Origin of the sequence: Paenibacillus sp. BR2-3, from assembly GCF_046529485.1 — a bacterium.
In the GTDB taxonomy this organism is placed as follows: domain Bacteria; phylum Bacillota; class Bacilli; order Paenibacillales; family Paenibacillaceae; genus Paenibacillus_AQ.
Genome location: NZ_CP126311.1, coordinates 4,082,547 through 4,107,671, shown reverse-complemented (window position 1 = coordinate 4,107,671; position 25,125 = coordinate 4,082,547). Strand labels below are relative to the sequence as shown.

Annotated in this window: 26 protein-coding genes; 20 read left to right on the top strand and 6 right to left on the bottom strand. The window is 45.8% G+C overall.

Features of this window, described 5'->3' with window-relative positions; translation table 11 throughout:
• Positions 1-22: 22 nt before the first annotated feature.
• From PaeBR_RS19790 to PaeBR_RS19770, 5 genes are all read right to left on the bottom strand, one after another.
• Complete coding sequence (locus PaeBR_RS19790; protein WP_410512221.1) at positions 23-1,258, bottom strand: Ger(x)C family spore germination protein; 1,236 nt, start codon at positions 1,256-1,258, stop codon at positions 23-25.
• A 12-nt stretch (positions 1,259-1,270) separates the two neighbouring features.
• Positions 1,271-2,887, bottom strand: a complete 1,617-nt coding sequence (locus PaeBR_RS19785; RefSeq protein ID WP_410512220.1) for a spore germination protein — start codon at positions 2,885-2,887, stop codon at positions 1,271-1,273.
• A gap of 180 nt (positions 2,888-3,067) precedes the next feature.
• Positions 3,068-3,595, bottom strand: a complete 528-nt coding sequence (locus tag PaeBR_RS19780) for a hypothetical protein (protein ID WP_410512219.1) — start codon at positions 3,593-3,595, stop codon at positions 3,068-3,070.
• Between the two features lie 132 nt (positions 3,596-3,727).
• Positions 3,728-4,540: an ABC transporter permease subunit gene (locus tag PaeBR_RS19775; RefSeq protein ID WP_410512218.1), complete on the bottom strand. Its 813-nt coding sequence runs from the start codon at positions 4,538-4,540 to the stop codon at positions 3,728-3,730.
• A complete protein-coding gene (locus tag PaeBR_RS19770; RefSeq protein ID WP_410512217.1) occupies positions 4,537-5,424 on the bottom strand; it encodes an ABC transporter ATP-binding protein in 888 nt (295 codons plus the stop codon). Before PaeBR_RS19770 ends, PaeBR_RS19775 begins: the two co-directional genes overlap by 4 nt.
• Before the next feature lie 168 nt (positions 5,425-5,592).
• Between PaeBR_RS19770 and PaeBR_RS19765 the strand changes: the two genes are divergently transcribed.
• The 4 genes from PaeBR_RS19765 (at position 5,593) to PaeBR_RS19750 (ending at position 8,352) form a co-directional block, all read left to right on the top strand.
• Positions 5,593-6,192 (top strand): TetR/AcrR family transcriptional regulator, encoded by a 600-nt coding sequence (locus tag PaeBR_RS19765; protein ID WP_410512216.1) that lies wholly within the window; start codon positions 5,593-5,595, stop codon positions 6,190-6,192.
• A 360-nt stretch (positions 6,193-6,552) separates the two neighbouring features.
• Entirely contained in the window at positions 6,553-7,374 is an 822-nt protein-coding gene (locus PaeBR_RS19760; RefSeq protein ID WP_410512215.1) for a B3/4 domain-containing protein, read from the top strand.
• Positions 7,334-8,056, top strand: a complete 723-nt coding sequence (locus tag PaeBR_RS19755) for an AzlC family ABC transporter permease (protein ID WP_410512214.1) — start codon at positions 7,334-7,336, stop codon at positions 8,054-8,056. The genes PaeBR_RS19760 and PaeBR_RS19755 overlap by 41 nt, the downstream gene beginning before the upstream one ends.
• A complete protein-coding gene (locus PaeBR_RS19750; protein WP_410512213.1) occupies positions 8,053-8,352 on the top strand; it encodes an AzlD domain-containing protein in 300 nt (99 codons plus the stop codon). Before PaeBR_RS19755 ends, PaeBR_RS19750 begins: the two co-directional genes overlap by 4 nt.
• A gap of 95 nt (positions 8,353-8,447) precedes the next feature.
• Here the strand turns inward: PaeBR_RS19750 and PaeBR_RS19745 are convergent, their stop codons facing one another.
• The gene (locus PaeBR_RS19745; protein WP_410512212.1) at positions 8,448-8,816 is read right to left on the bottom strand and encodes a hypothetical protein; all 369 of its coding nucleotides are present in this window, start codon (positions 8,814-8,816) and stop codon (positions 8,448-8,450) included.
• A gap of 266 nt (positions 8,817-9,082) precedes the next feature.
• Here PaeBR_RS19745 and PaeBR_RS19740 point away from each other — a divergent pair, with 266 nt between their 5' ends.
• The 16 genes from PaeBR_RS19740 (at position 9,083) to PaeBR_RS19665 (ending at position 24,963) form a co-directional block, all read left to right on the top strand.
• The gene (locus PaeBR_RS19740) at positions 9,083-9,766 is read left to right on the top strand and encodes a flavodoxin family protein (protein ID WP_410512211.1); all 684 of its coding nucleotides are present in this window, start codon (positions 9,083-9,085) and stop codon (positions 9,764-9,766) included.
• Between the two features lie 55 nt (positions 9,767-9,821).
• A complete protein-coding gene (locus PaeBR_RS19735; protein WP_410512210.1) occupies positions 9,822-10,163 on the top strand; it encodes a cupin domain-containing protein in 342 nt (113 codons plus the stop codon).
• A 29-nt stretch (positions 10,164-10,192) separates the two neighbouring features.
• Positions 10,193-11,692, top strand: coding sequence for an anthranilate synthase component I family protein (locus PaeBR_RS19730; RefSeq protein ID WP_410512209.1), 1,500 nt, complete (start codon positions 10,193-10,195; stop codon positions 11,690-11,692).
• Positions 11,673-12,272, top strand: a complete 600-nt coding sequence (locus PaeBR_RS19725) for an anthranilate synthase component II (RefSeq protein ID WP_410512208.1) — start codon at positions 11,673-11,675, stop codon at positions 12,270-12,272. Before PaeBR_RS19730 ends, PaeBR_RS19725 begins: the two co-directional genes overlap by 20 nt.
• Before the next feature lie 12 nt (positions 12,273-12,284).
• The gene (locus PaeBR_RS19720; RefSeq protein WP_410512207.1) at positions 12,285-12,590 is read left to right on the top strand and encodes a chorismate mutase; all 306 of its coding nucleotides are present in this window, start codon (positions 12,285-12,287) and stop codon (positions 12,588-12,590) included.
• A gap of 62 nt (positions 12,591-12,652) precedes the next feature.
• Positions 12,653-14,026, top strand: a complete 1,374-nt coding sequence (locus PaeBR_RS19715; RefSeq protein WP_410512206.1) for a UbiD family decarboxylase — start codon at positions 12,653-12,655, stop codon at positions 14,024-14,026.
• Between the two features lie 13 nt (positions 14,027-14,039).
• Positions 14,040-15,254, top strand: a complete 1,215-nt coding sequence (gene trpB, locus PaeBR_RS19710; RefSeq protein ID WP_410512205.1) for a tryptophan synthase subunit beta — start codon at positions 14,040-14,042, stop codon at positions 15,252-15,254.
• 98 nt (positions 15,255-15,352) lie between these two features.
• Positions 15,353-16,873: a PLP-dependent aminotransferase family protein gene (locus PaeBR_RS19705; RefSeq protein WP_410512204.1), complete on the top strand. Its 1,521-nt coding sequence runs from the start codon at positions 15,353-15,355 to the stop codon at positions 16,871-16,873.
• A gap of 368 nt (positions 16,874-17,241) precedes the next feature.
• Positions 17,242-19,875 (top strand): alanine--tRNA ligase, encoded by a 2,634-nt coding sequence (gene alaS, locus PaeBR_RS19700; protein ID WP_410512203.1) that lies wholly within the window; start codon positions 17,242-17,244, stop codon positions 19,873-19,875.
• 215 nt (positions 19,876-20,090) lie between these two features.
• Entirely contained in the window at positions 20,091-20,366 is a 276-nt protein-coding gene (locus tag PaeBR_RS19695; RefSeq protein WP_410512202.1) for an IreB family regulatory phosphoprotein, read from the top strand.
• A complete protein-coding gene (ruvX, locus tag PaeBR_RS19690; protein ID WP_410512201.1) occupies positions 20,363-20,779 on the top strand; it encodes a Holliday junction resolvase RuvX in 417 nt (138 codons plus the stop codon). The genes PaeBR_RS19695 and ruvX overlap by 4 nt, the downstream gene beginning before the upstream one ends.
• Positions 20,780-20,790: 11 nt before the next feature.
• A complete protein-coding gene (locus tag PaeBR_RS19685; protein ID WP_410512200.1) occupies positions 20,791-21,099 on the top strand; it encodes a DUF1292 domain-containing protein in 309 nt (102 codons plus the stop codon).
• Entirely contained in the window at positions 21,092-21,394 is a 303-nt protein-coding gene (locus tag PaeBR_RS19680) for a DUF1292 domain-containing protein (RefSeq protein ID WP_410512199.1), read from the top strand. The genes PaeBR_RS19685 and PaeBR_RS19680 overlap by 8 nt, the downstream gene beginning before the upstream one ends.
• Positions 21,395-21,561: 167 nt before the next feature.
• Positions 21,562-22,611 (top strand): endolytic transglycosylase MltG, encoded by a 1,050-nt coding sequence (mltG, locus tag PaeBR_RS19675; protein ID WP_410512198.1) that lies wholly within the window; start codon positions 21,562-21,564, stop codon positions 22,609-22,611.
• A gap of 30 nt (positions 22,612-22,641) precedes the next feature.
• Positions 22,642-23,574: a peptidase U32 family protein gene (locus PaeBR_RS19670; protein ID WP_410512197.1), complete on the top strand. Its 933-nt coding sequence runs from the start codon at positions 22,642-22,644 to the stop codon at positions 23,572-23,574.
• 57 nt (positions 23,575-23,631) lie between these two features.
• Entirely contained in the window at positions 23,632-24,963 is a 1,332-nt protein-coding gene (locus PaeBR_RS19665) for a peptidase U32 family protein (protein WP_410512196.1), read from the top strand.
• Positions 24,964-25,125 lie beyond the last annotated feature (162 nt).

Here is a 25,125-nt window from a genome sequence, read left to right as displayed (position 1 = left end):
CGCATAATGTCCCTTAATTTAATCAATTATCCGTTTCAGGCTCGACCTGCTTTGTAAACGACTTTTGAAATAATCCAGGCCGGCTGATTATGGTTTGTACATCTATTTTAATATCCATTCTTGCCAGCTCATCAGACCATGACCCTTTGATCTTGTTCCAATCCTTGGGGTATTTACGATGAACTTTATTTGCGATGCCTAAAAGGTCAACGTTGAGCTTCTGAATGGTTTTCCAGCTGTCCTGAATTTGCGCCTCTATCTGTTTATTCACCAGCTGCTGCATTTTATTGATCCCCTCTGTTTTTGAAATATCTTCCTGTGAGGCGGATTCCACGATCTCCCCATTCACTCTAACCTTCACGTTTAAGGTGTAATGCAGGGGACCCTTTACCGGCGTAGTTTTAACTTTAGCAATATGGACCTGAAAAGCGGTGAATGATTTTACACCATCCTTTGTATTCGGATCTTCAAAGGACAGGGTGCTGCTATTCATCTTGTTGTCTAGCCAGGAAATGCCCTGACTCTCCATTCGATTCAGTGTAGCGATCCTCTTCGATCCTTTAAACACACTTAATCCCGATAACTTCAGCTTAACCTTGGAAGATGTTTTTTGGAAAACCTCGATGGAATCCAGTTTTTCATCTCCAGAGCCAACCATGGACACCTCCGGAATGCCGACTGCACCGGTCTCGGAACTGATTCTCTGGGCTATTTCGTACATGGTTATTGTCGGGAAAAATGATCCCATTTGGCTATCCTTTTTCAGAATTTTCGCCAGAGCTACGCCTGGAAGTCTTTCCGGCGGCACGAGCTGCTTCAAGAGATCACGGGCTTCCTGATCGGCAACCATTACTTTTACGGTTTCCCTCGAATCGAAATTACGTAAATAGGAATCCACAATTTCATTAATTCCTGCATTTGCGGTCTCTTTTCCTATGAGGAGCACGTTGTTATGGGCAAAATACAGCTTGCGCGGATTTTCCAGATTACTTACATCTATGGCCTCTCTTATAGTTTTTCCTTCTGTAGAGAATGTGTGCACGGCCGATTGGGAACCGCCTCCTCCACCGGACCCGCCAGCACCGGAGGACATCGCCGAAGGGATGATAATCTGATATGTAACAGTCCAATTTCCTTCTGTTCCATCCACTCCGGTTGCCGATATGATCCCCAGCTCGTTCAATTCGGTTTGGTTACCGCATCCTGAGAGCCATAACCCTATAAGAAGTAGAACGGAAATAACCCCTAATCTGCGCACTGTTATCTCTCCTTATTCCTGAGTATCGGGCTTATCTTTACTCCCTTTAAAATCTGAATGTTCGGGAAATTGGTGAGGTGCCTGTCTGTACTTGTTTCGTCCTGATATTTCGCTCGGTCTGGTCTTCATCGCCCACCACGGCGCTCTGATGATTAAATCCTTCATATTAGATTTATCGAAAGGAGCATAGGGTATCAAATAGTTAACCCCGAAAGACTTAAGCGAGACGAGATGATTCAAAAGGGGGATAACTCCGGCCAGAATCCCGAATAAACCAAGCGTACCCGCCAGGAGCATGAGCGCAAAGCGGATCAGCCGGACTGCCGACGCCATATTAAAGTATGGAATTACAAAATTGGCTATGGCTGTAAAGGATACTACGATAACCATTGCACCCGAGACCAGACCGGCTTGCACCGCTGCTTGACCGATAACCAGGGCTCCTACGATCGATATGGCCGGTCCGATGACCCGGGGCATCCTAACCCCGGCCTCGCGTATCACCTCGAACATTAACTCCATCATCAGCGCCTCCATTAAAGCAGGCAAAGGTATTCCTTCACGTTGTGCGGACAGAGAAATTAAAAGGGTAGTAGGCAGCATTTCCTGTTGAAAGGTTGTTATGGCAATATACAGGGACGGAAGCAGCATGGCGACCAAAAATGACGTCAAGCGGATAAAGCGGAGAAAAGTTGAAATATCGTACCGCTGGTAATAATCCTCGCTCGACTGGAAGAAATTAAAAAAGGTAACCGGTGCAATCAGAACAAAGGGGGTTCCATCCACAAAAATGGCTACCTGTCCGTCCAAAAGGCTTCCGGCGATGGTGTCCGGGCGCTCCGTATTTAACATGGTCGGAAATGGGGTAATCGGTTTATCCTGGATAAATTCTTCAATATAACCACTTTCAAGAATGCTGTCCGTATCAATAGCCTGGAGGCGCTTATTCACTTCCATAATCACGTCCTGCCGGGCAATCCCTTCAAGATAGGCCAATACAACTTTGGTTTGCGTATAATTCCCTATAGTGTGACTCTCGAGCTTAAGCTCAGGTGTCGGCAGTTTTCGTCTGAGGAGGGTTAGATTGAGGGAGATATCTTCAGTGAATCCTTCTTTAGGTCCCCTTATTACGGTTTGGGAAGTGGGTTCCTCCACAGACCGCCTGCTCCCGCCCGAGATAGAGGCAGCAAGGGCATATGAAACACCGTCTATAACAATAGCTGCGCTTCCGGCAAGGATTGCCTGAACCAGCTTCATTTCGGTATGGATGATCTGGATATTTCCCAAAGGGAGTTTTTTCTTTAATGAAGCAGCAGCAGCTTGAACGTCAGGCGCAAGTGATGCTTCCGATCCCATCTCTGTAATCAAGGCTTCTATTAAATCGGTTAGCAGACTTTGCTCAATTAGACCTTCGATATAGCATACGACTAGGCTGTCATGAGCCGGATTCTCGTTGAAATCACGAACGATAAAGTCAGGACTACTCCCGAGCTTGGATTGGAGCCAGGCTAATGTTTGGGACAACGAAGGATTAAGAGGTTTGTCATTCGCCTTTTGTTTTAACTTTACGCTATCTAGCTTACTGGGGCTTGCTGGCGTAAAAACATCTTTAATCCACTTGAATGGCACGAGTATCATCCCCCTTTCCTTGATTACCCAATAACGTTTACCTTTGGGTAGGAAATTATACATAGGGGCCGGAAAAGGAAGAGCTATTCCGAATTGACTTAGAATGCAAAAAGGCAGCCCTTGGTAAATTCCAAGGGCTGCCTTTTTGTTGCTGTTGACAGGGTCTCTTTTGCAATAAGTTTACGGGATGTATTGCTGCACGATAGAAGTAACTACACCATCCTGAATCGTGATATGGTATGGTAATTGGCTCAGATCCAATATGTCTGTTTTGTTAAATTCATCTATAAATTGCTGCAGGGTAATCTTTTCATTCCATTGAATGTCCAGATCCTCCAGGTTGCCGGTATGGTCGTAAATCTGCATGATTACTGCAGCGTTATCCGCCAGCGAATAGGTTGTCAGTGTGTCACTGTCGTTCACAATATAGTAATCGTCCGGCGGCCCGCCAATTTCTGCAGCAGCCTCCGGTTCTCTCTCTGTGAAGATTTGCGTGGCATCGGCTCCCTGATACCAGTCTATCTCATCGGTTGCAATAGTGCCATTGCCGTTCACGGATGATAAGGAATGGATATACACAGTGAGGGTCTGACTCTTGCCGCTGCTCTCCGCAACGACCTGTGTCCCAACTGTGCTTGCCGTAGTAATTAGGGAAAGGAACAGCAGAACTGCAATAGGAAATACATATACGGATTTTTTCTTAGTCATCACTAATTTCCCCCTTGGCAAATGAAAAAGCACAGTATAAGATTCTTTACCCTATGTGAAAGATCTCAAACGGGTTTTGTAACACTATTAACGTATTCGCGATAAAAATGTTGCAAAAATTTCAGGTTGCAATTATAACGGCAGATCACGTCGTCTGAACAGTTCTATGCCCAGGGCGAACGCGAATACTCCGACCAGCAGCAGGGCGAGGGAGACCAGAGCCACCTCTACGGTTCCGTTAACGATCTTGCCGGGCTGATACAGGGTGAAGAGAGTCAGGTATCGCAGCACTTCCATTTTTTCGCTTATTTTGCCCAGTATATCCAAAGTGAAAAATCCAAACGTGATAGCACCGGAAATACCGAACGCCTTTTTCTCATCATTGGATATGGAGGAGACCAGGAAGGAGAGCGCCCCTATGGCAAAGAAAAGCAGAAAGGCGACTCCATTCAGCTGGACAAATCGGCTGCTGTTGAATTCATACTCCCCACCGAGAAACCAGGCATCGCCAATAAATCCCGCCAACGTAGTTGTAGCCATAATCACAAACAAGGCTGTCGTTAGGACGAGGGCTTGCGTAAAAGCCACTTTTCTCCGCGTCGTCGGCGTAGCAAGCAGATAGGCCATCGAGCCGCGGTCGACCAGCCGGGCCATAAGCTGTGTTGACATTTGAACACAAACAATGGATAGAATGAGCACCAGAATTAACCCGTAATACTCCCCGGATATAAAAGCTTCAGCACTGGCAAATCCGCTGTTTAGACCAAACGCATTTCCAACACCCTCCGGCATGGCGCTGACCAGGTCATCAATTGCCTTCGTATTGTTCGCCAAGCCAGGATACAGCCAAATCATAAAAAGGATATAGAAGGCAGAACCGCAGGCGTAATTCATAATTCCCTTCATATTCACTCTCAGCATTTCCTTATAAAGTGTCAGATTCATTTCGAAGCCCCCTCACGGTCATAATAGTTCATGAAAATATCCTCCAGGTTCTGGGTGAACACATCGATGCTGCGGATGTTGTATTTTCCCGTCTCCAGAATGAACTGGTTGTAATTTCCCTGAACAGCTATCCTTACCATGTTCCCTTCACGGGCCTCAACCTGCAAACCGGAGGCGGCAAAATGTTCGGCATCCATTTTTTCTTCGAAAATAACCTCAAACAGCTTCCGCTGCATGGATTGCAGCTCATGAATGTTTTTTACGGTGATGAGGCTGCCGTCTTTAATAATCGCTGCGCGGTCACAGGTTCGTTCAATTTCCTGAAAGCTGTGAGACGACATCAGGAATGTTGTTCCGGCTGCCTTTTCTTCCAGCACCAAATCAATAAATACCCTCTGCATGAGCGGGTCCAGTCCCGATGTTGGCTCATCCAGGATAATTACGTCGGGCTTATGCATAAATGCGGCAACAATTCCAACTTTCTGCTTCATTCCCTTCGACATTTTCCGGATCGGCGTTTCAACGTCGAACTGCAGGCGCTCGATCAGCCGGTTGCGTCTTGCCGTATCTTTTACACCCTGCATCCCTGACATGAAGTCAAGGAAGGATTTGCCCGTCATTTCGTCAATGAAGGCAATCTCCCCGGGCAGATACCCAATATGCTTCTGAACCGTCCCCTGCGCTTTCCAGACATCAAGTCCGTTAATTGTCGCTGATCCCTTATCCGGTTTCATGAATCCCATGATATGCCTGATTGTCGTTGATTTGCCTGCGCCATTCGGCCCCAGAAATCCGAACACCTCTCCCTTATTGACAGTGAACGAGACATCATTAATTCCTTTGCCATTCGAAAATAGTTTCGTCAAGCCTTCTACTTTCAGCATGCTGCACTGCACCCCCAACGAAAATAATGAAATATTATTAACTTGATATTTCATATGTTATAATAGACCCGAGCAAGAGCGAAGTCAACAGAGTTATGAAATTATTTGTATAAAATATTTCATTAATTTCGAAACTATACACTAAACTGTCAAGATAGGGTGAATTAAATGAACGGCTTCGAGAAAAGAGCGGCTCTGATCAAGGAAAAAATCATGAAGACTACCCTGGAGATGCTGAATACCTGGGAACCCAAACGGATGCGGATCGCGGATATCGCCAAAACCGCAGGCGTCTCGCAGGTCACCATCTACAATTATTTTGGCAGTAAGGAAGCGCTGTTGAAGGAAACCTTTAAGGATTACATTCAGAGGTCTATCCGGGAATTTGAGGAATACATCAGCGAGAAGCGCTCCTTGAAGGAGATTATTGAATATACACTTATTAAAGAAAAAGAATCTTATTCCGCAATACCGCCCGCCATTGTGAAGGAACTGATGATAGATGATCCGGAGATGTTCCGTTATATACAGGAGCATTATGAGAGCCAGGTCATTCCGCTAATTGCGAGGATGGTAGAGGATGGGAGAAAGCGTGGAGAAATCTCTGAGAAGGTCTCTGTGAGCGCTGTTCTAATGCTTATGAGAATGTATGTCCAAAGCTCCGGAGAAATGCTGGAGGCGGCCCGGAATCAGGACAACCCCGATGCCTTTCTGGAGGAAATTGTCCATCTTTTCTTCTATGGTCTTTGCGGAAGGGAGCAGGAGTAGCCTGTTTATTCCCGTTTGGACTTCTGGATATTATTCCTATCTATTAAATCACATCTCTAGCCCTATACCATAATAGTGTACATCACCGGCTAAAAACAAAAATCGGCCCTGTCGCAACGGATGCGGACAGAGGCCGATTATTTAAATTGTTCCACGGAAAGAAGATTACCCAAAACGGCCGAATTTGCCGGCAGCTTTTTTTGCTATTGTTCATGTAGCCTTGTAATACTCCCGAAGCAGATAGCTGTCTTGGGCATGTCAATTGAAATTGGTATGGTGCATTGGTTCTAAATTGGTATTTTATAAAAAAAAACATATAAGGCATAATATGCTATATAGCGGAGTGAAGGAGGACTCAGTATGAAGCAACTGCGTAATAAGCAAGCTGGGAGCAGTAGAGAGTTTAAGGTCGAATTTTCAGAGGACGTCTTTACCATTGCACCACACTTACATGTTGGGCTGATCGCCAGTTCTTATGTTACAAACTTAGACAAAGATACTGAGGTTGATGCGTTACTCACACATATGGAGCAAGAAATAATGAACTCAGGACTGCAAAAAGATTCGGTTAGTGAACTACCTACAATTGCAGCTTGGCGAAAGATTTATAGTCAATTTGGTGTCAAGCCCGCAAGGTACCCTTGCGCTGCAGAATCTCTGATCAGGCGAGTGATCGAACAAGGCTCATTAGCTCGAATTAATACGTTGGTGAATTTATGCAATGCAATATCTTTGAAGTGTCGCACACCAATTGCTTCATGTGACATCTCTGACGTACAAGAACTGGTCATTAGAAGAGCAGCGGGGAATGAACGATTCTTGCCGATTGGAAAGGTAGATGAATATGAGTCTCCTTCACCCGGTGAGATTATTTATGCGGATCATTCAGGGAAAGCCCACTCCCGGCGTTGGAATTGGAGACAGAGTGATAACATTAAAACCACATCCGAATCTTCACAAATGCTGTTTACGATCGAAGCTGTTCATAAAGAAGCTAAAGTACTTGTAGAGGCAACTACGTTTCTTCTAAATGAATTGCTACAGCCTTTTACCGGAGTGGGAACATGTGAATGGGCTTTTATTCATAGGGATTCTCCTGTACATACATTTCAATTACATAGTGGGGAGGTTCTTACAGATCGTGACGAATACAATGGGGCAAGTAAAGAAAGGAATCATTGATTCGGTTCCCATCGTTATTGGATATATCCCAGCATGTGTCACCTTCGGCCTCGTCGGTAAAGCTCTCTCCTTAGGGAACTGGGAAGTATTTCTTTTATCAGCATTAGTTTACGCTGGAGCAAGTCAGTTTATAGCTGCCAAATTGTTAGCAGTGGGAACCGCTGCACCGATTATTCTACTTCTTACCTTGATAATAAATTTAAGATACTTTTTTATCAGTATGTCATTCTCTCCAAGGCTGAATCGTGATTCTCGCTCGTTCTTCAAAGGACTCATTGGATTCGGGCTAACGGAAGAAGTCTATGCGGTAAGCATGATGTCAGAAAAAAATCGCGGGGAAGCAGGAAATCATTCTCTTCCCTATTTGCTGGGGTTAGAGTTCCCACCTTACGCCGTGACTTTAATCTCAACATATGCAGGAATAATGCTCGCGGGTTATATTCCAACTAATATCCTGCCTGCACTTAATACTTCATTATACGCCATGCTTATTGCACTGGTTATCCCTCAGTTACGGGGAAGCAAAAGAAACTTGGCGATCAGTATCTCAGCCGCTGCCTCCTCTTGGTTGTTACAGCCATTCTTAGGAACGGCTACTGTGGTGGTAGCCATGATAATCGGGGCATGCGTAGGCGGTAGATTCCCTGCAAAAGAGGATAAGATCAGGAGTGAAGTAACATGACTATACTATTGATCCTAGGAATGGGCATTACTACCTTCTTATTTCGATTTACACCGTTGTTACTTATTCGGAAGGCAGAGGTTGAAGAGAGAAAAAACTGGTTTCTGGAGAATCTTCCATTGGCCGTACTTAGTGCATTAACCATTCCCGGTATATTTCAAGTGGATGAAGAGACACCGATGGTAGGGATTGCAGCGGGTTTAGTCGCTGTGTTACTCGTATTTGTAAAGAAAGTACCTCTATTTGGGGTAATTATTGCATCTGTTACCGTAGCTGTTATTGTTAAAATTCTATGATTAGTATAGGTTCTCGGAATAAAGGAGGCGTTCAGAGCTAAAATGAACCACTAGAGTTAAAAATAGACAGGGGAAAATGGATATCAAATCCTCTTTCATAAAATGACATGCCAAAGATGCCTGAGAGAGCCAAATTTAGAAAAAAGGGAGCAGGTAGCTAAGGAGCCAGCCGGGGAAATAGGAATACCTTTGGGCGAAATAAGAATGTCACTGTCCGTCTCAAGATTCTTCTTTTTCCGTATGTTCAGGTCAATAAAAGATTGAATATTCTGGTGGGCAATCAGATCATAAATGGCACCGGCATCGTGAGCAGCATCAAGTAGCATCTTATCTATCATGCCCAACGTGAAGCGTTGCGAAAATTCCACGGTACTGATGACCAAACTCACCGCGTCGTGACGCGAGGCGGGCTGGAGCCTGGGATACAGCGGCAGATCATTCGGACTGTTCGCGGCGGTCAGCATGTACAGGTGGTATCCACTGAAGTATCTCTCCCGCGCACTGTCCCCATCCCGAGTTGCAATCGGGTTGAGAGTACAGGCGAGGGTGGCGGCATTTCGCTATACCGCGGGCATGACAATCACACGCAGTTTACTGCGGGATAGGCAGAAGTGACGACCGGTGTGCCGTCTCCGGCAACGGTTAGCGCCTTGGCTTCCCCCAGTAAGCCGTACTTTTCGGATACAGCAACAATTTGAGATTGGAAATATAGTGGGAGGATTATGAAACTATGGATATTGTGCCAGTAGAATTACTAGCTATATGTGGATCAACCCGTGTCGGAGGGAATACAGATCAAATCCTACAGTATAGTAATGAAGTAGCCATCCAAAGAGGAGCTAATCTTTCTGTATTAAATTTACGAGACTTCAACATCTCTGCTTGCAGTACTTGTGGGGATTGTAACAATCGGGAGAACCCTTGTGAGTTGACTGATGATATGCCGTATATTATACAAATGATGCGCAAGGCTGAGGGTATTATTTACGCAGTTCCTGTTCATGGATTTGGCATGGGTCATCAAATGCAGATTTTTATAGAGCGATCAGGTGTATGTTATCTTCGGTTTGAAAGACCTCTTACTAACAAAATCGGGGGAGTTATTGTTACAGGCCGGCGCTATAATCATCAACATGTACATTCCCAGATCGTAAACAATATTCTATTGAATCGAATGATTATGGTAGGAAGTGGTTTCCCGGCTCTATTGCATGCTGGACAAACAAGGGAGGCATTTAGTGATCTGGAAGGTATGGATTCTGTTCGGAGAATGGTCAATCGGATGATCGATATGATATCTGCAATGAAGCATTATTCTCAAATTACTAATAACTCTTTCTTACAGTGTGAGGAAGATAATGAGCGAAAAATATGTGAGAACGAGCTTTTTCGTCTAAAAGAACCACTAGTTTAAGAGATTAACCCAACATATTGGGTTATCCATATAATAAAAATGGAGGTTGATGGCTATGACGAATAATGAACTGGAAGCTCTTGAAGGTATTGATTTTCCTAATATGGAGTGGAGTGGGTGGGAAAAGCCTGGGGCTAACGGACGCGTTAAAATTAGTTATATAGGAAATAAGCGAATTCGTTTGTTGGAACTTCCACCAGGATTCAATGAAGAGCACTGGTGTCTAAAAGGGCATGTTGGTTATGTTTTGCAAGGAGAATTTACGATACATTACGAAGACAGAAAGGTGTCTTGTAGACCCGGCATGGGATTCGTGATTCCTGACGGAGATCCTCATCGGTCACAGGGAATGGAAGGCAGCCCTACTTTAGTGTTTGTCATCGATGAAATGGAATAGAATAAAATTAGATTGGAGTGTGAACGATCTTGCATCCAATTCAAGTAAACACTGAAGTACATGAAATAGAGTTTCATGATTCTTTTCAGACATATTTGGCTTTACTGGAACATCTAGGGCAGCAGGAAGTCTACTTACTTGAAACATTATCCGGACCTTCCAAGAATGCACAGAGTACTTTAGTAGGGTTTAAACCTATTTTTACAATTACTGCGTTGGGGACTGAGGTACAACTGAATGGTGTAAAGTCAATTGTTGAACGAGTGATGAAGGGTGCTTTGAAGGCAGGTTTACTAATTACACAGGATCATGCTTTGCATCTAAATGACCGTAAGGGATTGTGGGATTTTTTTCGATTCGTTCAGTCTCAGTTCTCTGTTTCAGTCCCCAACCGGGGAGAAGCATTCTATTTCGGATTTTTTGGATATTTAGGATATGATACGGCGTGGTCTGTTGAAAATCTACCTAGTCATATTCCAAATGACGGAACTGTACCGGATATTGTCTTGTCTATTTACCAAGGATTAATTGAATATGATTTAATCGACAAGACTGCCAGGTTAATTCTCAACCAATCCAGTGGAGTATGGGATGACCTATCAAAAGCGGAGATTTGTAATGTGTTTCACGAGGGCGTTTTACAAGAAAGCCAGACTTCAGATGATATTATAGAGCCGTCATCCGTAGAATATACTATAGATCGTCATTTGTATGAAAGTAATGTGAAAAAAGCCCTTTCTTATATCTCAAACGGAGATATTTATCAAGTGCAGTTAGGGAATCAAATAAATATTGAAAGCAACATTACTCCTGTTGACGTCTATCAGAGGTTGCGAATACGTAATCCATCGCCTTACATGTATTTGGCCTCTTTTGGAGGGATGACACTAATAGGTGCCAGTCCGGAGCTCTATATTAAAATCCAGGGACAATACATTATCATGAGGCCCATTGCGGGTACTTGCCGCAGAGGCTCTACCCAAGAAGAAGATGAGCGATTCATTGAAAAGCTAAAGTTGGATGAAAAGGAAGTAGCCGAACACATCATGTTAGTGGATTTATGCCGCAATGATATTGGTCGAGTCTGTAGTAAAGGGTCTTTGGAAGTGCAGGAACTTATGGCTATAGAAAAGTATTCGCACGTGAATCATTTAGTATCAAATGTAGGAGGGAAGCAAGAAGTCTCCAAAGACATGTACGACATTATTGCTGCAACTTTTCCGGCAGGAACAATGACGGGAGCGCCTAAGATTCGGGCCATGGAAATTATAGAAGAACTTGAAACAACACGCCGTGGTGTTTATGCAGGAGCAGTGGGATTTATTGATTTTAATGGATATGTAAATATGGCCCTTTGTATTCGAACGGCGGTTCACCACGAACCAAATCTTTATTCCATTCGGGCTTCTGCAGGAGTGGTCGCTGATTCCATACCGGAGAATGAATGGAGTGAAACATTTCATAAAATGGGCGCTTTGTTCTGGGCAATAACAGGTAAGGAGGTGCTGAATGAGAGCGTTAGTCATTGATGCTTATGATAGTTTTGTATATATTATTTGCCAGTATCTTATGAAAGCTGGAGTGGAGTTAGAAGTGGTGCGTAATGATCATTTGAACCTCGGCTTGGTGGAACAGGTTGCTCCAAATTTTGTAGTACTCGGTCCCGGTCCGGGCCATCCAGCTGATGCTCGATATATTGAACTGATCCATCAATACGGTGCACAGCTTCCTATCCTTGGCGTCTGTTTGGGACATCAGGCTATTGGACTTGCCTTTGGAAGTGGTATTGTACGTGCAGACCACCTTATGCATGGTAAAACAAGCGAGATTATTCATGACAGTAAAGGTTGTTTTGCAGGCCTCAATAATCCATTTCGTGCTACTCGGTATCATTCTTTAATTGTGAGCAAAGCTGGTTTGCCCGATTGTCTTGAAGTCACAGCGGAATCAATGGATGATGGTTATATCATGGGAGTGCGACACAAGGAATTTCCAATTGAATCCATACAATTTCATCCTGAAAGTGTGTATACAGATGGTGGATTTCAGATCTTTCAGAATTTTATTTCGACGTATGTTCATTCATCATTTAAATCTCAAATTGTATAGGGGGCATATTCAATGATTAAAGAGAATCTTACGATTCATCGTCAAGAAATAGATCGTATTGATCGGCAGATTGTGGCACTGCTCGCTGAAAGAACTCAAGTCGTAAAGAAAATTATGGTATTAAAAACGGATGAAGAGTCCGTTCGCTCTTGTGATCGGGTTCAACAGGTACTGGATAAGGTGGCTAAACTTGCGGAAGAAATAGGTCTTGAACCACAGATTGCAGTTCCTACTTACCAGACACTTATTACTGTTCTAACTGATATGCAGCTTGAGTATTTACATAGTCGACAACAATCAGACGAGTCTGCAGTTTGAGAGCCTCAGATGACTTTATTACTGAATACGGGATCCATTCACTGAAATCGGCCCTTTTATATTTGGATGCAAATGATGAAGGCCCCCAACGTTTTACGTTACCTGTGCAGGCCAGATATGAGTTAGCAGCTATTTACGCAGCCCAGGGAGGTGGGGTTCCTGTCGCTTCCCCTACCGGACCGGGAGTACCGATACTATTTGAACAAGTTATGCCTATGAAAAAACCGGCACTTGTTGGGATATTTGGAACACGCAAACGGTGTGCTATGCTCCTGGGAGCGAAAGAACATTATATTGCGGAGTTCTTGCTTGATGCTGTTCAGAATCCTATTGAACCCGTGAAATGCGAGAAGCCACCTTGCCAAAAAGTTATTCAAAAGGAGGTTGACCTATCTAGGTTACCTATCCCCACAATGAGCCCAAAGGATGCAGGGCCCTTTATTACACTGGGGTTAGTGGTCGCGAAGCATCCTAAGACAGGTGAATGCAATATATCTATTCATCGGTTATGGGTGAAAAGTAATAACGAACTAACCATCTGGATGGTCCCTGGCCGTCATTTGGAGGGTTTCTACCTGGCTGCAAAAGAAATGGGAGTAGCGCTTCCGATTTCAGTTAATATTGGTCTGGATCCTGCGATATATATTGCATCTTGTTGTACCGGTTCTATAGCTCCTGAGGGGTTTAATGAGCTTGCTATTGCAGGGGGATTACGAGGTCAGCCTGTCAAGGTTTCCTCATGTTTATCTGTTAATGCAGATTGTTTGTCCGAAACGGAGTATGTATTGGAAGGTGAAATAACACATGAATACGCCCCTGAAGGAGGGCTTGGGGGCCATTCTATGCCGGAATTTTTGGGATATGACGGCAAGGCGCATCCGAATCTACCAATCGTTAAGATTAGAAACATCACGTCTTCAACCCATGCAATCTTTCAATCTGTAATCGGCCCGGGTTACGAACAATCAAATCTATTAGCAATTGGTATGGAAGCTGCGGTGCTCCAGTTCGTTCGTAGTCATGTGACATCCCAAATTACTAATGCCTATTGCAGTTCTGCGGGTGGGGGCCAGCTGTTATTATTCGCTCAATTCCAAAAACTAAACGAACAGGATGATATCACAGTCAGGCGTGCTGGGATGAAGATACTTAGTTCATTTCGAATGATCAAACAGGTGGTTCTGGTAGATGAGGATGTTAATCTCTTCAGTGAGGAGGAGGTGTGGTGGGCTATGGCTACTCGCTTTCAGGCAGATGTGGACATTATCACCCTATCTAACCTTCCCGGTTTCCATCTAGATCCGTCACAATTGCCAGGCATGTCCCCACGAATTACGAAGCCGGGCATGACCTCAAAAGTCGTGTTTGATTGCACAGTAGCCTATAAACATAAAAATGAGTTTAAAAGAACTTCTTTTTACACACCGAATATATAGGAGGACTTACTATATGAGTATTGTTAAAGTATCTAGAGATGGTGTATTTGGTGAAGGAAATCAGGAGAAGTTTGGTGGGAGTTATGTTTCTGAAGAACTGAAGAGTGCATTACGTAAACTGGACGATGCCTTTCAGCGTTATAAAGAAGATGAAGAGTTCGAGCGGGAGTTTCAGTATTATTTGAAAGAATACGTGGGCAGACCTAACCCGCTTTACTTTGCCGACCGACTGACGAACGAACTGGGCGGAGCAAAAATATACCTCAAGCGTGAAGATTTAAATCATACGGGAGCGCATAAGATTAATAATACCATCGGCCAGGTTCTTCTTGCTAATCGAATGAACGTAAAAAGAATTATTGCCGAGACCGGTGCAGGGCAACATGGTGTTGCCACTGCTACCGTATGTGCCTTATTTAATATTCCTTGCACGATTTATATGGGAGAGGTTGATATTGAACGTCAAGCTTTAAACGTATTTCGTATGCAAATGCTAGGAGCAGAGGTTGTAGCTGCAAAGTCTGGAAACAGAACGTTAAAAGAAGCTGTGGATGAAGCATTAAATGACTTCTCTCAGAACTATGCAGATACATTCTATCTAATTGGTTCTGTTGTTGGACCTCATCCATTTCCGCTCATAGTTCGCCATTTCCAATCCATTATTGGACGGGAAGCCAAACAACAGATTCTGGATAAAGAAGGGCGTCTCCCTGATTTGATTACTGCCTGTGTAGGTGGGGGATCGAATGCGGTAGGATTGTTTTACCCTTTCGTGGATGACCCTAATGTCAGAATAGTGGGGGTAGAGCCGGCGGGAAAAGGGATTGCGACGGGTATACATGCTGCGCCTTTATGTACTGGTAAACCAGATATTATCCATGGTTTTAGATGTCATGTCATGGAGGATGCTGAGAACTGCCATTCCATTGCGGCTGGCTTGGATTACCCTGGTGTTGGTCCGGAACATAGCTATTATAAGCATATAGGGCGAGCAGATTATGTTTCTATAACGGATGAAGAAGCGTTGAGGGCCTTCTTAACACTTTCCAAGACGGAAGGAATCATCCCGGCCTTGGAAAGTTCTCACGCTGTTGCATATGCGATGAAGGTTGCTCCAACAATGAACAAAGATGAAATCATCATTGTTAGTCTTTCTGGCCGGGGAGATAAGGATGTTGCTCAAGTATATGATATGCTCCATGTACACCCGTCACTCCAAGAAACATAAGACTAGAAATATTAAGCAAGCCTCCGGTGTTTCAGTACCCGGAGGCTTAAATCAATTTATAAAGAGAAATCTCATAGAGTGGTAGGAGGGGGATTCACTTGACATATGAGCTGCTAATCAGAATAGATAAAACTCTGGTTACATCTTTATCCAGACAAGTTTATGAGCAAATCATACAATCCATTACTAACGGTTGCTTACGAACCGGCGATCAGATTCCCTCAACACGATTAATGTCTGAGCAAATTCAAGTTTCTCGCAGCGTCATTCTTCAAGCCTATGAACAGCTTCAGGCGGAAGGTTATCTGGAGATGAGAAAGGGTGCAGGAACATTTATTGCCGCAAATGCAGCGGGAATAGACACAGACCTCGATAATGAATCACATTTATATTGTGAAGTGACAACCAAAGTACCGAGTTTCATAGCGGCTGAAAACTCTCCGTTATCTGCAAATTTAAATAACAACAATGCAGTTCCTTATGATTTTCGTCATGGTGTTCCTGCTTGGGATGTATTTCCGATGGATCGTTGGCAGAGGGCTTTGACTGAAGCATGTAGGAGGGCCACGCCTGACATGCTTACTTATGGACCGGCAGAAGGTTCCTTAGCACTTAGGGAGGAGATCGCACGTTTGGTGCGTTCTACACGATCAATTCCAGCTTTACCTGAGCAAATTGTTATTACAACAGGAGCTACACAGGCATTAGATATTCTTGCCAGACTATGTCTGAATAATGGTGAACAAGTATTAGTAGAGGATCCAACTCATAATGTGTTGCGTGAAATATTTAGTTTCTCAGGCGGTGAAGTGATTCCCGTACGTGTAGATCAAGAAGGAATATGTGTTCATGAGATTGATCAAAGTATTGCTACTCGCAGTAAAAGGACTGTAAGAATCCCTAAACTTCTCTATGTTACTCCATCACATCAGTTTCCCACGGGTGTGACGATGTCATTCAACCGGAGAATACAACTCTTAGATTGGGCAAGAAGGTCGGGAGCATTAATTATTGAAGATGATTATGATAGTGAGTATCGATATGTGGGGCAAAAAGTGTCTGCACTGGCAGGGCTAGATTCAAGTGGTCGAGTCGTGTATGTGGGAAGTTTCAGTAAAATTCTGTTTCCTGCTTTACGCATTGGCTATGCCATTCTTCCGCCTTCCTTAATAGAGCCATTTCTAGCGATTAAATGGATCACTGATCGGATGACCCCTACTTTAGAACAGGAAGCACTAACGGATTTCATACAGTCAGGACAATACGCAAAGCATGTGAGCCGAATGGGAAAACTATATGCCACTCGCAGGGCTTGCTTGGTGAATTCGTTAAATCAAGAATTTGGTAATCGGGTTAAGTATTTCGGAGACGAGGCAGGATTACACTTGTTGATTGAACTGGAAACAACTGTTGGTGAAGAGTTGATAGCCAAGAAGGCTCTTCAGTATGGATCCAAAATATATCCCGCATCCGATTATTTTATTGATTCAATACCGAAAAAACCTACATTTATATTAGGATATTCAAATTTATCAGAGAATCAAATAAGAATGGGCATTAAGCAGGTAGCACGTGCAGAAAAGGAATGTACAAAAAATAAACAATGTGTCCGAGATTGACAGAAATAAGGGCACTGGCTATACTTGAAATGTTAAAATACAAAGCAAACAAAACGTTGATGAAATGAAGTACGCCGGGGTATGGCTTGATCAGAGAACAGGTTCCTTTATGGCACAGGCCGTAATGGCTGGGAGAACCTTGAAGACAAAGCGGCGGAAAGCTGATTTCGGAGTGTGAGGACAAGCTCACCGGGGGCTCCCGTTAACAGCCGCGACAAGGCGATCGTCTGCAGGTGTCCCGTGATGTATCAGGGCATAGGCGATAACCAGGGTGGTACCGCGATAATCAATCGTCCCTGAATTTTCAGGGGCGTTTTTTTGTATACAGGCACATGTGCCTCATAACTATGAGACGGGAGCTGTACATTATGAAAGCAAGTGAAATCCGTTCCAAATGGCTTGAGTTTTTTGAGAGTAAAGGTCACAAGATTGAACCCAGTGCGTCCCTCGTACCCCATAACGATCCTTCGTTATTGTGGATTAACGCCGGGATGGCACCGCTGAAGCCCTACTTTGATGGACGCGAGGTTCCTGAGAATCCGCGCCTGACCAACTCGCAGAAATGTATTCGTACCAATGATATCGAGAACGTGGGCAAGACACGCCGGCACCATACTTTTTTTGAAATGCTGGGCAACTTCTCCATCGGGGATTACTTCAAGGAGGAAGCGATTACCTGGGCCTGGGAGTTCCTGACGGGCAAAGAATGGATCGGCTTTGAGCCAGACCGCATTTCCGTTACTGTGTTTCATGAGGATGAAGAAGCCTTTAAGCTGTGGAATGAAAAAGTCGGCCTGCCTGCTGAGCGCATCATCAAGCTGACTGATGATAATTTTTGGGATATCGGTGAAGGACCCTGCGGTCCTTGCTCGGAAATTTTCTATGACCGCGGCGAAGCTTATGGCAGTGATTTGTCCGACCCTGAAATGTATCCAGGCGGGGAGAACGAGCGTTTCCTGGAAGTCTGGAATCTTGTCTTTTCACAATTCAACCATAACAAGGACGGCAGTTACACACCGCTTCCCAACAAGAATATTGATACCGGAGCCGGTCTGGAGCGTTTCGCTTCCATTCTGCAGGACGTTGATTCCAACTTCGATACCGACCTGTTCCAGCCGATTATCCAGAAGACGGCGCAGCTTGAAGGTGTAACTTATAAGGACAACCTGGAGCAGGATATTGCGCTCAAGGTTATTGCCGACCATATCCGTACGGTGACGTTCGCTGTTGGGGACGGTGTGCTTCCTTCCAATGAGGGCCGGGGTTACATCATTCGCCGTCTGCTGCGCCGTGCTGTGCGCTACGGAAAAACCCTGGGGCTGGACCGCCCGTTCCTGTACGAGCTGACCGAAACCGTAGGTGAAGTGATGGGCGTTTACTATCCTTCCGTGGTTGAGAACCGTGAGTACATTGCCAAGATTATCCGCACGGAAGAAGAACGTTTTCATGAGACGTTGTCGGACGGACTGGCCATCCTGGGCGAAATCAGCGCCAAAGCAAAGGCTGACGGACTCAGCGCAATTGCCGGAGCCGATGCCTTCAAGCTGTATGATACGTATGGTTTTCCGTTCGACTTGACGGAAGACTTCGCTTCCGAGCAAGGACTGACTGTGGACCGTGCAGGCTTTGATGCAGCAATGCAAGAGCAGCGTGACCGCGCCAGAGCCGCACGGCAGGATAGCGGAAGCATGAAGGTACAGGGCGGCGCCTTGTCGGATTTGACGGTTAAAAGTGAATTTGTTGGTTATAATGACTCCATAATAGAGTCAAAAATCGCTGCAATTGTGGTTGGCGGCGAGCTCGCTGAAACTGCCGGCGAAGGTACAGAGTGCCAGGTGATTCTGGAAGCGACACCTTTCTACGCCGAGAGCGGCGGACAGGTCAGTGACACGGGCCTCCTGACAGGCGGTTCTGTTAACGCGAAGATACATGGACTGTTCAAGGCTCCGCACGGACAGCATGTTCACATGGTGACGGTTGAGGCCGGAGAATTGAAGGTAGGAGAGACGGTTCGCGCTGAAGTGAATCGTGCGCAGCGTGAGGATATCGTGAAGAACCATACGGCAACTCATTTGCTGCACAAGGCGCTTAAAGAAGTTCTTGGCGGCCATGTGAACCAGGCGGGATCGCTGGTTGAAGGGGCACGTTTGCGTTTTGACTTCTCCCATTTCGGCGCAATTACGCCGGAAGAGCTAAGTGAAATCGAGCAACGTGTCAATGAGCAGATTTGGCGGGGCCTGGATGTAGTTATCGAGAATAAGCCGATTGATGAAGCCAAGGCGATGGGCGCAATGGCGCTTTTCGGTGAAAAATACGGCAATGTGGTTCGTGTAGTCCAGGTTGGAGATTACAGTCTGGAGCTGTGCGGGGGCTGTCACGTGTCCAACACGTCGCAAATCGGGATTTTCAAACTGCTTGGCGAGAGCGGCATTGGCTCCGGGGTACGCCGTATCGAGGCTGTAACAGGACGGTACGCTTACCAGTACACAGAAAGCCAGCTGGATGTGCTGAAGCAATCGGCCGGCTTGCTCAAGTCGTCCCTGAATGACGTTCCGAAAAGGATTGAAGCGCTCCATGCACAACTGCGCGAGGTTTCCCGTGAGAATGAATCCCTCCAATCCAAGCTGAGCGCTACGTTTGCAGCTGAGCTTACAAGCCGTGTTAAAACGGTAGGCAGTGGTACACAACTGCTCGCAGTTTCAGTTCAGGCAAGCAATATGGATGCTCTGCGGTCTACAGCGGATGAGCTGAAATCCAAGCTTCCTGATGCTGTGCTTGTTCTGGGCGCAGCCATGGACGACAAAGTAAACTTTGTCGTTGCGGTCCCGCAAGACCTGGTGAAGCAAGGCTTCCACGCAGGGAAGCTGGTTAAGGAAATCGCTGCGGTGTGCGGCGGCGGCGGCGGCGGACGTCCGGATATGGCGCAGGCTGGCGGCAAGGATGCCTCCAAGCTGGAAGAGGCGCTGCGGAAAGCGGAAGAACTAGTGGCTGGACAGGTCTAACGGCCCTGATATTTGTAGGTTTTAACGACATAGCGGCTCAAAAATTAGAAATTTAACGATTTTTGTAGACAAAATGCCAAAAAAAGCGTTATTAATGTGGAGGATTTCCTCGTTAGGCCGTGAATATGTTATGATGGAAACAGTAAGAAAGCTGTAAAGCAGCAACTTTGCGAAGCCGCCGTCAATGATGGTTTTGCAGAAGGAAGGTGTCACAAATGGACTCCATGGACAAAACGGTTAAATTCAATGTGAAGGCCGACGAAAAGGAAGCTTCTCCCCGGGAAATACTGCTCTCTGTATACGACGCACTGGTGGAGAAGGAATACAATCCGATTAACCAGATCGTAGGGTACCTTATTTCTGGTGATCCGGCTTACATTCCACGCCATAACAATGCGAGAAGTTTGGTCCGGAGAAAAGAACGTGATGAGTTGATCGAAGAACTGGTTCGCTTCTATCTTGCCAATCATCGGGTGGACAACACCAAATGAAGAAGCTCTGTTTGGACTACGGCGACCGCAGAATCGGTGTTGCCACAAGCGATATTTTTGGTTGGACTGCACAGGCTTTGGAAACCATTGAGCGGCGAGGGGACGGAAACGAGTTCGAACGTATCCGTCAACTGGTTAAAGAGCACGAAATTGGTGAAGTTGTAGTGGGTCTGCCGAAGAATATGAATGGTACAGTAGGTCCCCGTGGTGAAATTTGCATTGAATTTGCCGACAAGCTGCGGGAGCAATTGGAACTGCCCGTACACCTTTGGGATGAGCGTCTGACGACGGTATCCGCCGAGCGGGTGCTGATTGAAGGGGACGTCAGCCGGAAGAAGCGCAAAGGGATTGTGGACAAAATGGCCGCAGCCCTGATATTGCAAAATTTTTTGGATGCTAACAGTAAAAGGTGAGGGGTGCGCATATGACAAACGAGCAAATGGGCCAAGAAGAAGAACCGGAAATTATTTATATTCCCGACGAAGAGGGTAATGAAGAGGAATTCGAGGTCATCATGAAATTTGAGGTTGATGGTTCGGATGCCAAGTACATGATGGTGGTTCCGCTTGATTCCGAGGATGAGGAAACGGATGAGGTATATGCGTTCCGGTACGAGGAGGAAGGCGACGACCTGCAGCTGTTCATGATCGAGGATGACGAGGAGTGGGCGATTGTCGAAGAGACTTTCAACACTCTGGTCGACGAGCTGGATGGAGGAGCGGAGAATGACTGATTTTTCCGCCGACAAGGCGGTATGGACTTCGAAGCTTAAAGAGGCCTATGGAGAAGCAGTAGAACTGGAGGATGAGCAGGGCAAATCTTCCGTTTACCATATTATTGCGGAGTTTGAGGTCGAAGATCGTGGATATGCTGTATTAAAAGGTCCGGGAGACGGGGAGCATGAAATATTGCGCATTGTCATTTCCCCTGACGGTGTGCCGGAGCTTGAGAGCATTATTGACGATGAGGAATGGGAAGATATTTCCGAGCTGTATGATGAGATGACGTTTCCCGGCGAAGACTTGTAGTAGGCCCGTGATATTATAAAAGTTGCAGAAGGAGGGCGGAGGATTCCGCGCTCTTTTTGCTTCAAATACAGGGAAATATGACATTCTTTCAACCCTTTCTTCAAAATAAATGTTGAATTTAAGAGAATACAATTTTATATTTATAGTCGGAAAGTGAGGGACACGATTTGAAATCCGCAGTCCGCACTGTGCTGATCTTGATTCTGCTGCTTGCTGCAGCAGTTGGAGGAGGGGCATGGTATATTTGGAACGGAATGCAGCCGGTAGATTCTGCAGGACCGGCCGTAACATTTACGATAGAAAAAGGCATGGGAAGCTCGGAAATAGCCGATCTGCTCGAGAAGAACGGCATTATACGTAAAAGTCTTTTTTTCAAGGGATATTTGAAGTGGACCAAGGAAGGCTCCCAGTTTAAGGCGGGTACTTACAGCGCAAAGCCAGGAGATACCTATGACGATCTGATTACACGATTGAATGCCGGAGATGTGGTCAAGGAAGAAACGGTCGTCTTTACAATACCGGAAGGCTATACGGCTGAGCAGGTTGTGGACAAGCTTGAAGAGGCGTGGAAGATCGATTCTGCTGTCTTTCTGGAATTAGTGAACTCCGGTGCAACTCTTAAGAAGACGGATGTTCTGGGTATTCCTGAGGATAAAGGGATTCGCCATCGGCTGGAAGGTTACTTGTTCCCTGAAACCTATGAGATCGTTAAAGATAGCACCGCGCAAGAAGTGGTCGAAGTCATGCTGGAGCAGCTCGAGAAGAAGCTGAACACAATCCCGGACTGGCAGCAAAAGCTGAAAGAGCGTGGATTGACTTTGCATGAGCTGTTGACTGTGGCATCACTTGTTGAGCGTGAGGTTGTCGTGGACAGTGAGCGTCCGCTCGTTGCCGGCGTAATTTATAACCGGTTGAAAAAGGGACAGAAGCTGGAGATTGATGCGACTGTTCAGTATTTACTGGACAAGCCAAAGGAAAGACTGCTGAACAAGGATCTTGAAGTAGATAGTCCCTATAACACATACCGCAATGTGGGACTGCCTCCGGGACCCATTTGTAACCCAGGCCAGGCAGCGATTGAGGCGGCCCTTTCGCCCAAGGCTTCCGACTATTTCTTTTATGTAACCAAAAAGGACGGCAGTCAAGGCCATCTGTTTGCAAAGACTTATAAGGAACATTTAGCCAATATCAAAAAAAGTAAACAATCTGCTGAATAAACAATTACAATGAAGAGTGGAGGGAACACCATGAATAAAAAACCGGAGCTGCTGGCGACGGCCGCTTCCCTGGAAGAAGCCGCCGCGCTGCTGGATGCCGGGGCAGATGCATTGCTGATCGGGGATGACCGTTTCGGCATGAGACTGGCCGGACATTTCTCGCTGGAGGATACGGCGGCAGTTGTAGCTATGGCTCATGCACGGGGCTGCAAAATATATGCCGGATTGGGAGGATTAATGCCCAACCGGCTGCTGGATGAGCTTCCTGCCTATATTAAGGCGATTGCAGATCTGGGGGTAGACGGTGTAGAGTTCGGCGATCCGGCTGTACTCCTGACTGTAAAAAGGGAAGCACCGGAAATGAAGCTTCACTGGAATGCAGAGATGACCTCGACCAATTACGCTACTGCGAATTATTGGGGGAGCAAGGGGGCATCCCGGGTGGTCCTCGCCCGTGAATTGAACATGGAGGAAATGACGGAAATGGTGCCGCTGCTGGAAGTAGAAGCACAGGTTCAGGTGCACGGGATGACCAATATTTATCATTCCAAGCGTAAGCTTGTCGAGAGCTACATGAATCATCAGGGGCGTCCAAGTCAAGGCGGAAGTCTGGGCAAGGATCGTGGCCTGTTTTTGATTGAAGCCGAACGCCAGGATGAGAAATTTCCGATTTATGAGGATGAAAATGGCACGCATATTATGAGCTCGGATGATATTTGTATTTTGGAGGATCTTCATGTGCTGATGGAGGCTGGTGTGGATAGCTTTAAGGTAGAGGGCTTGCTCAAGCCAATAGCTTATAATGCTGCAGTGGTAAAAGCTTTCCGCCACGCCATTGATCTGTATATTGCCGACCCGGATGCCTACGCCTTCCGCGAGGAGTGGATGAAGCCGATCAGACATCTGCAGGACCCGGAGCGTGAGCTATCATTCGGATTTTTCTATAAAGAGCAAGTATTTTAAGACTATCATCGATGCATCTACTCACTTTGTGGGGTTGTGTAGAAGGGGAGAAAAGGAATGGAAACCATGGCCAAGCCGCAATTTAAGGGCAAACGTTACCGCCTGGACAAACCGGAGCTCCTCGCTCCGGCGGGCAATTTGGAAAAATTGAAATTCGCCGTGCATTATGGTGCGGATGCAGTATATATCGGCGGGCAGAAGTATGGCCTGCGTTCGGGAGCGGATAACTTCAGCTTCGAGGAGATGCGTGAAGGTGTGGAATTCGCCAAAAAATATGGGGCCAAGGTATTTGTGGCTGCCAACATTTATGCTCACAACGAAGATATCGCCGGTATTGAAGAATATCTGCGTAATTTATATGAGGCAGGAATCGCTGCTATTATCGTGGCAGACCCTGCTATCGTGGATACTGCACGCCGGGCTGTACCAGGTCTGGAAGTGCATCTTAGCACCCAGCAATCAACACTGAACTGGCAGGCAGTATCCTTTTGGAAGGAAGAGGGACTGCCGCGTGTTGTATTGGGTCGGGAGACCAGTCTTGAAGAGATTGCAGAGATCAAAAATCATGTCGACATTGAAATCGAAACCTTTATACACGGGGCGATGTGCTCTTCCTATTCCGGACGCTGTGTGCTGTCTAACCATTTCACTGACCGGGATTCCAACCGCGGAGGCTGCTGCCAGTCCTGCCGTTGGAAATACGACCTGTTCCAGGATGACCGGCCGGAAGGAACGTGGGTTTCCGAGGAAGAGGTAGAAGCCCAAGCATCTCCGGATCGCCTGCAGCCGGGTGTAACCCAGCTGCCGCTGCACCAGCCGGAAGACAATCCATTCTCCATGGGCTCCAAGGACTTATGTATGCTAGAAAGCATACCGGATCTTATTGAAGCAGGTATTGACAGCTTCAAGATCGAAGGACGGATGAAGTCCATTCATTATGTGGCTACTGTTGTTAACGCCTATCGCAAGGCCATTGATGCTTATATGGCTGATCCTGAGCATTACGTAATGAACCCGGAATGGCTGGATGAGCTTAATAAAGCGGCGAACCGTCCACTCAACACCGGCTTCTTCTACGATACACCGGATCATGAGGATCACATTTATGAACCGGAGGAAAAAGCGGCCCCTTATGATTTTGCCGGATTGGTAATGGAGTACGATACAGAGAGCGGAACAGCGTTAATTCAGCAGCGCAATCACTTTAAGCCAGGACAGGAAGTAGAATTTTTCGGTCCGGATAATACATTTTTTAAACAAACGGTTGGAGAACTATGGGACGCGGAGGGAAATTCTCTCGATGCTGCCCGCCATCCATTGCAGCCTGTACGTATGAAAGTAAATCAGCCTGTAGCTTATTTCGATATGATGCGGAAGAGAAAATCTTAATCTTTTATGTAATAGGCTTATGGTCCGGGATTGTTCTTGTCAAGAGAACAGTCCCGTTTTTTTTGACAAATTAAGGGCGTCAATAGAGCGAAAGTTATAGATTTCTATTATAAATTATAAAAATCCTAAGAAAACGTTATCAATAGACCGATATATAATACA

Coding starts and splice junctions, on each gene's coding strand:
- PaeBR_RS19780 (WP_410512219.1), bottom strand. CDS start 3,595: ATGACTAAGAAAAAATCCGTATATGTATTTCCTATTGCAGTTCTGCTG.
- PaeBR_RS19720 (WP_410512207.1), top strand. CDS start 12,285: ATGATTAAAGAGAATCTTACGATTCATCGTCAAGAAATAGATCGTATT.
- PaeBR_RS19775 (WP_410512218.1), bottom strand. CDS start 4,540: ATGAATCTGACACTTTATAAGGAAATGCTGAGAGTGAATATGAAGGGA.
- PaeBR_RS19735 (WP_410512210.1), top strand. CDS start 9,822: ATGACGAATAATGAACTGGAAGCTCTTGAAGGTATTGATTTTCCTAAT.
- PaeBR_RS19685 (WP_410512200.1), top strand. CDS start 20,791: ATGACAAACGAGCAAATGGGCCAAGAAGAAGAACCGGAAATTATTTAT.
- PaeBR_RS19680 (WP_410512199.1), top strand. CDS start 21,092: ATGACTGATTTTTCCGCCGACAAGGCGGTATGGACTTCGAAGCTTAAA.
- ruvX (WP_410512201.1), top strand. CDS start 20,363: ATGAAGAAGCTCTGTTTGGACTACGGCGACCGCAGAATCGGTGTTGCC.
- PaeBR_RS19760 (WP_410512215.1), top strand. CDS start 6,553: ATGAAGCAACTGCGTAATAAGCAAGCTGGGAGCAGTAGAGAGTTTAAG.
- PaeBR_RS19695 (WP_410512202.1), top strand. CDS start 20,091: ATGGACTCCATGGACAAAACGGTTAAATTCAATGTGAAGGCCGACGAA.
- PaeBR_RS19750 (WP_410512213.1), top strand. CDS start 8,053: ATGACTATACTATTGATCCTAGGAATGGGCATTACTACCTTCTTATTT.
- PaeBR_RS19725 (WP_410512208.1), top strand. CDS start 11,673: ATGAGAGCGTTAGTCATTGATGCTTATGATAGTTTTGTATATATTATT.
- PaeBR_RS19765 (WP_410512216.1), top strand. CDS start 5,593: ATGAACGGCTTCGAGAAAAGAGCGGCTCTGATCAAGGAAAAAATCATG.
- alaS (WP_410512203.1), top strand. CDS start 17,242: ATGAAAGCAAGTGAAATCCGTTCCAAATGGCTTGAGTTTTTTGAGAGT.
- trpB (WP_410512205.1), top strand. CDS start 14,040: ATGAGTATTGTTAAAGTATCTAGAGATGGTGTATTTGGTGAAGGAAAT.
- PaeBR_RS19670 (WP_410512197.1), top strand. CDS start 22,642: ATGAATAAAAAACCGGAGCTGCTGGCGACGGCCGCTTCCCTGGAAGAA.
- PaeBR_RS19745 (WP_410512212.1), bottom strand. CDS start 8,816: ATGCTGACCGCCGCGAACAGTCCGAATGATCTGCCGCTGTATCCCAGG.
- PaeBR_RS19770 (WP_410512217.1), bottom strand. CDS start 5,424: ATGCTGAAAGTAGAAGGCTTGACGAAACTATTTTCGAATGGCAAAGGA.
- PaeBR_RS19665 (WP_410512196.1), top strand. CDS start 23,632: ATGGAAACCATGGCCAAGCCGCAATTTAAGGGCAAACGTTACCGCCTG.
- PaeBR_RS19740 (WP_410512211.1), top strand. CDS start 9,083: ATGGATATTGTGCCAGTAGAATTACTAGCTATATGTGGATCAACCCGT.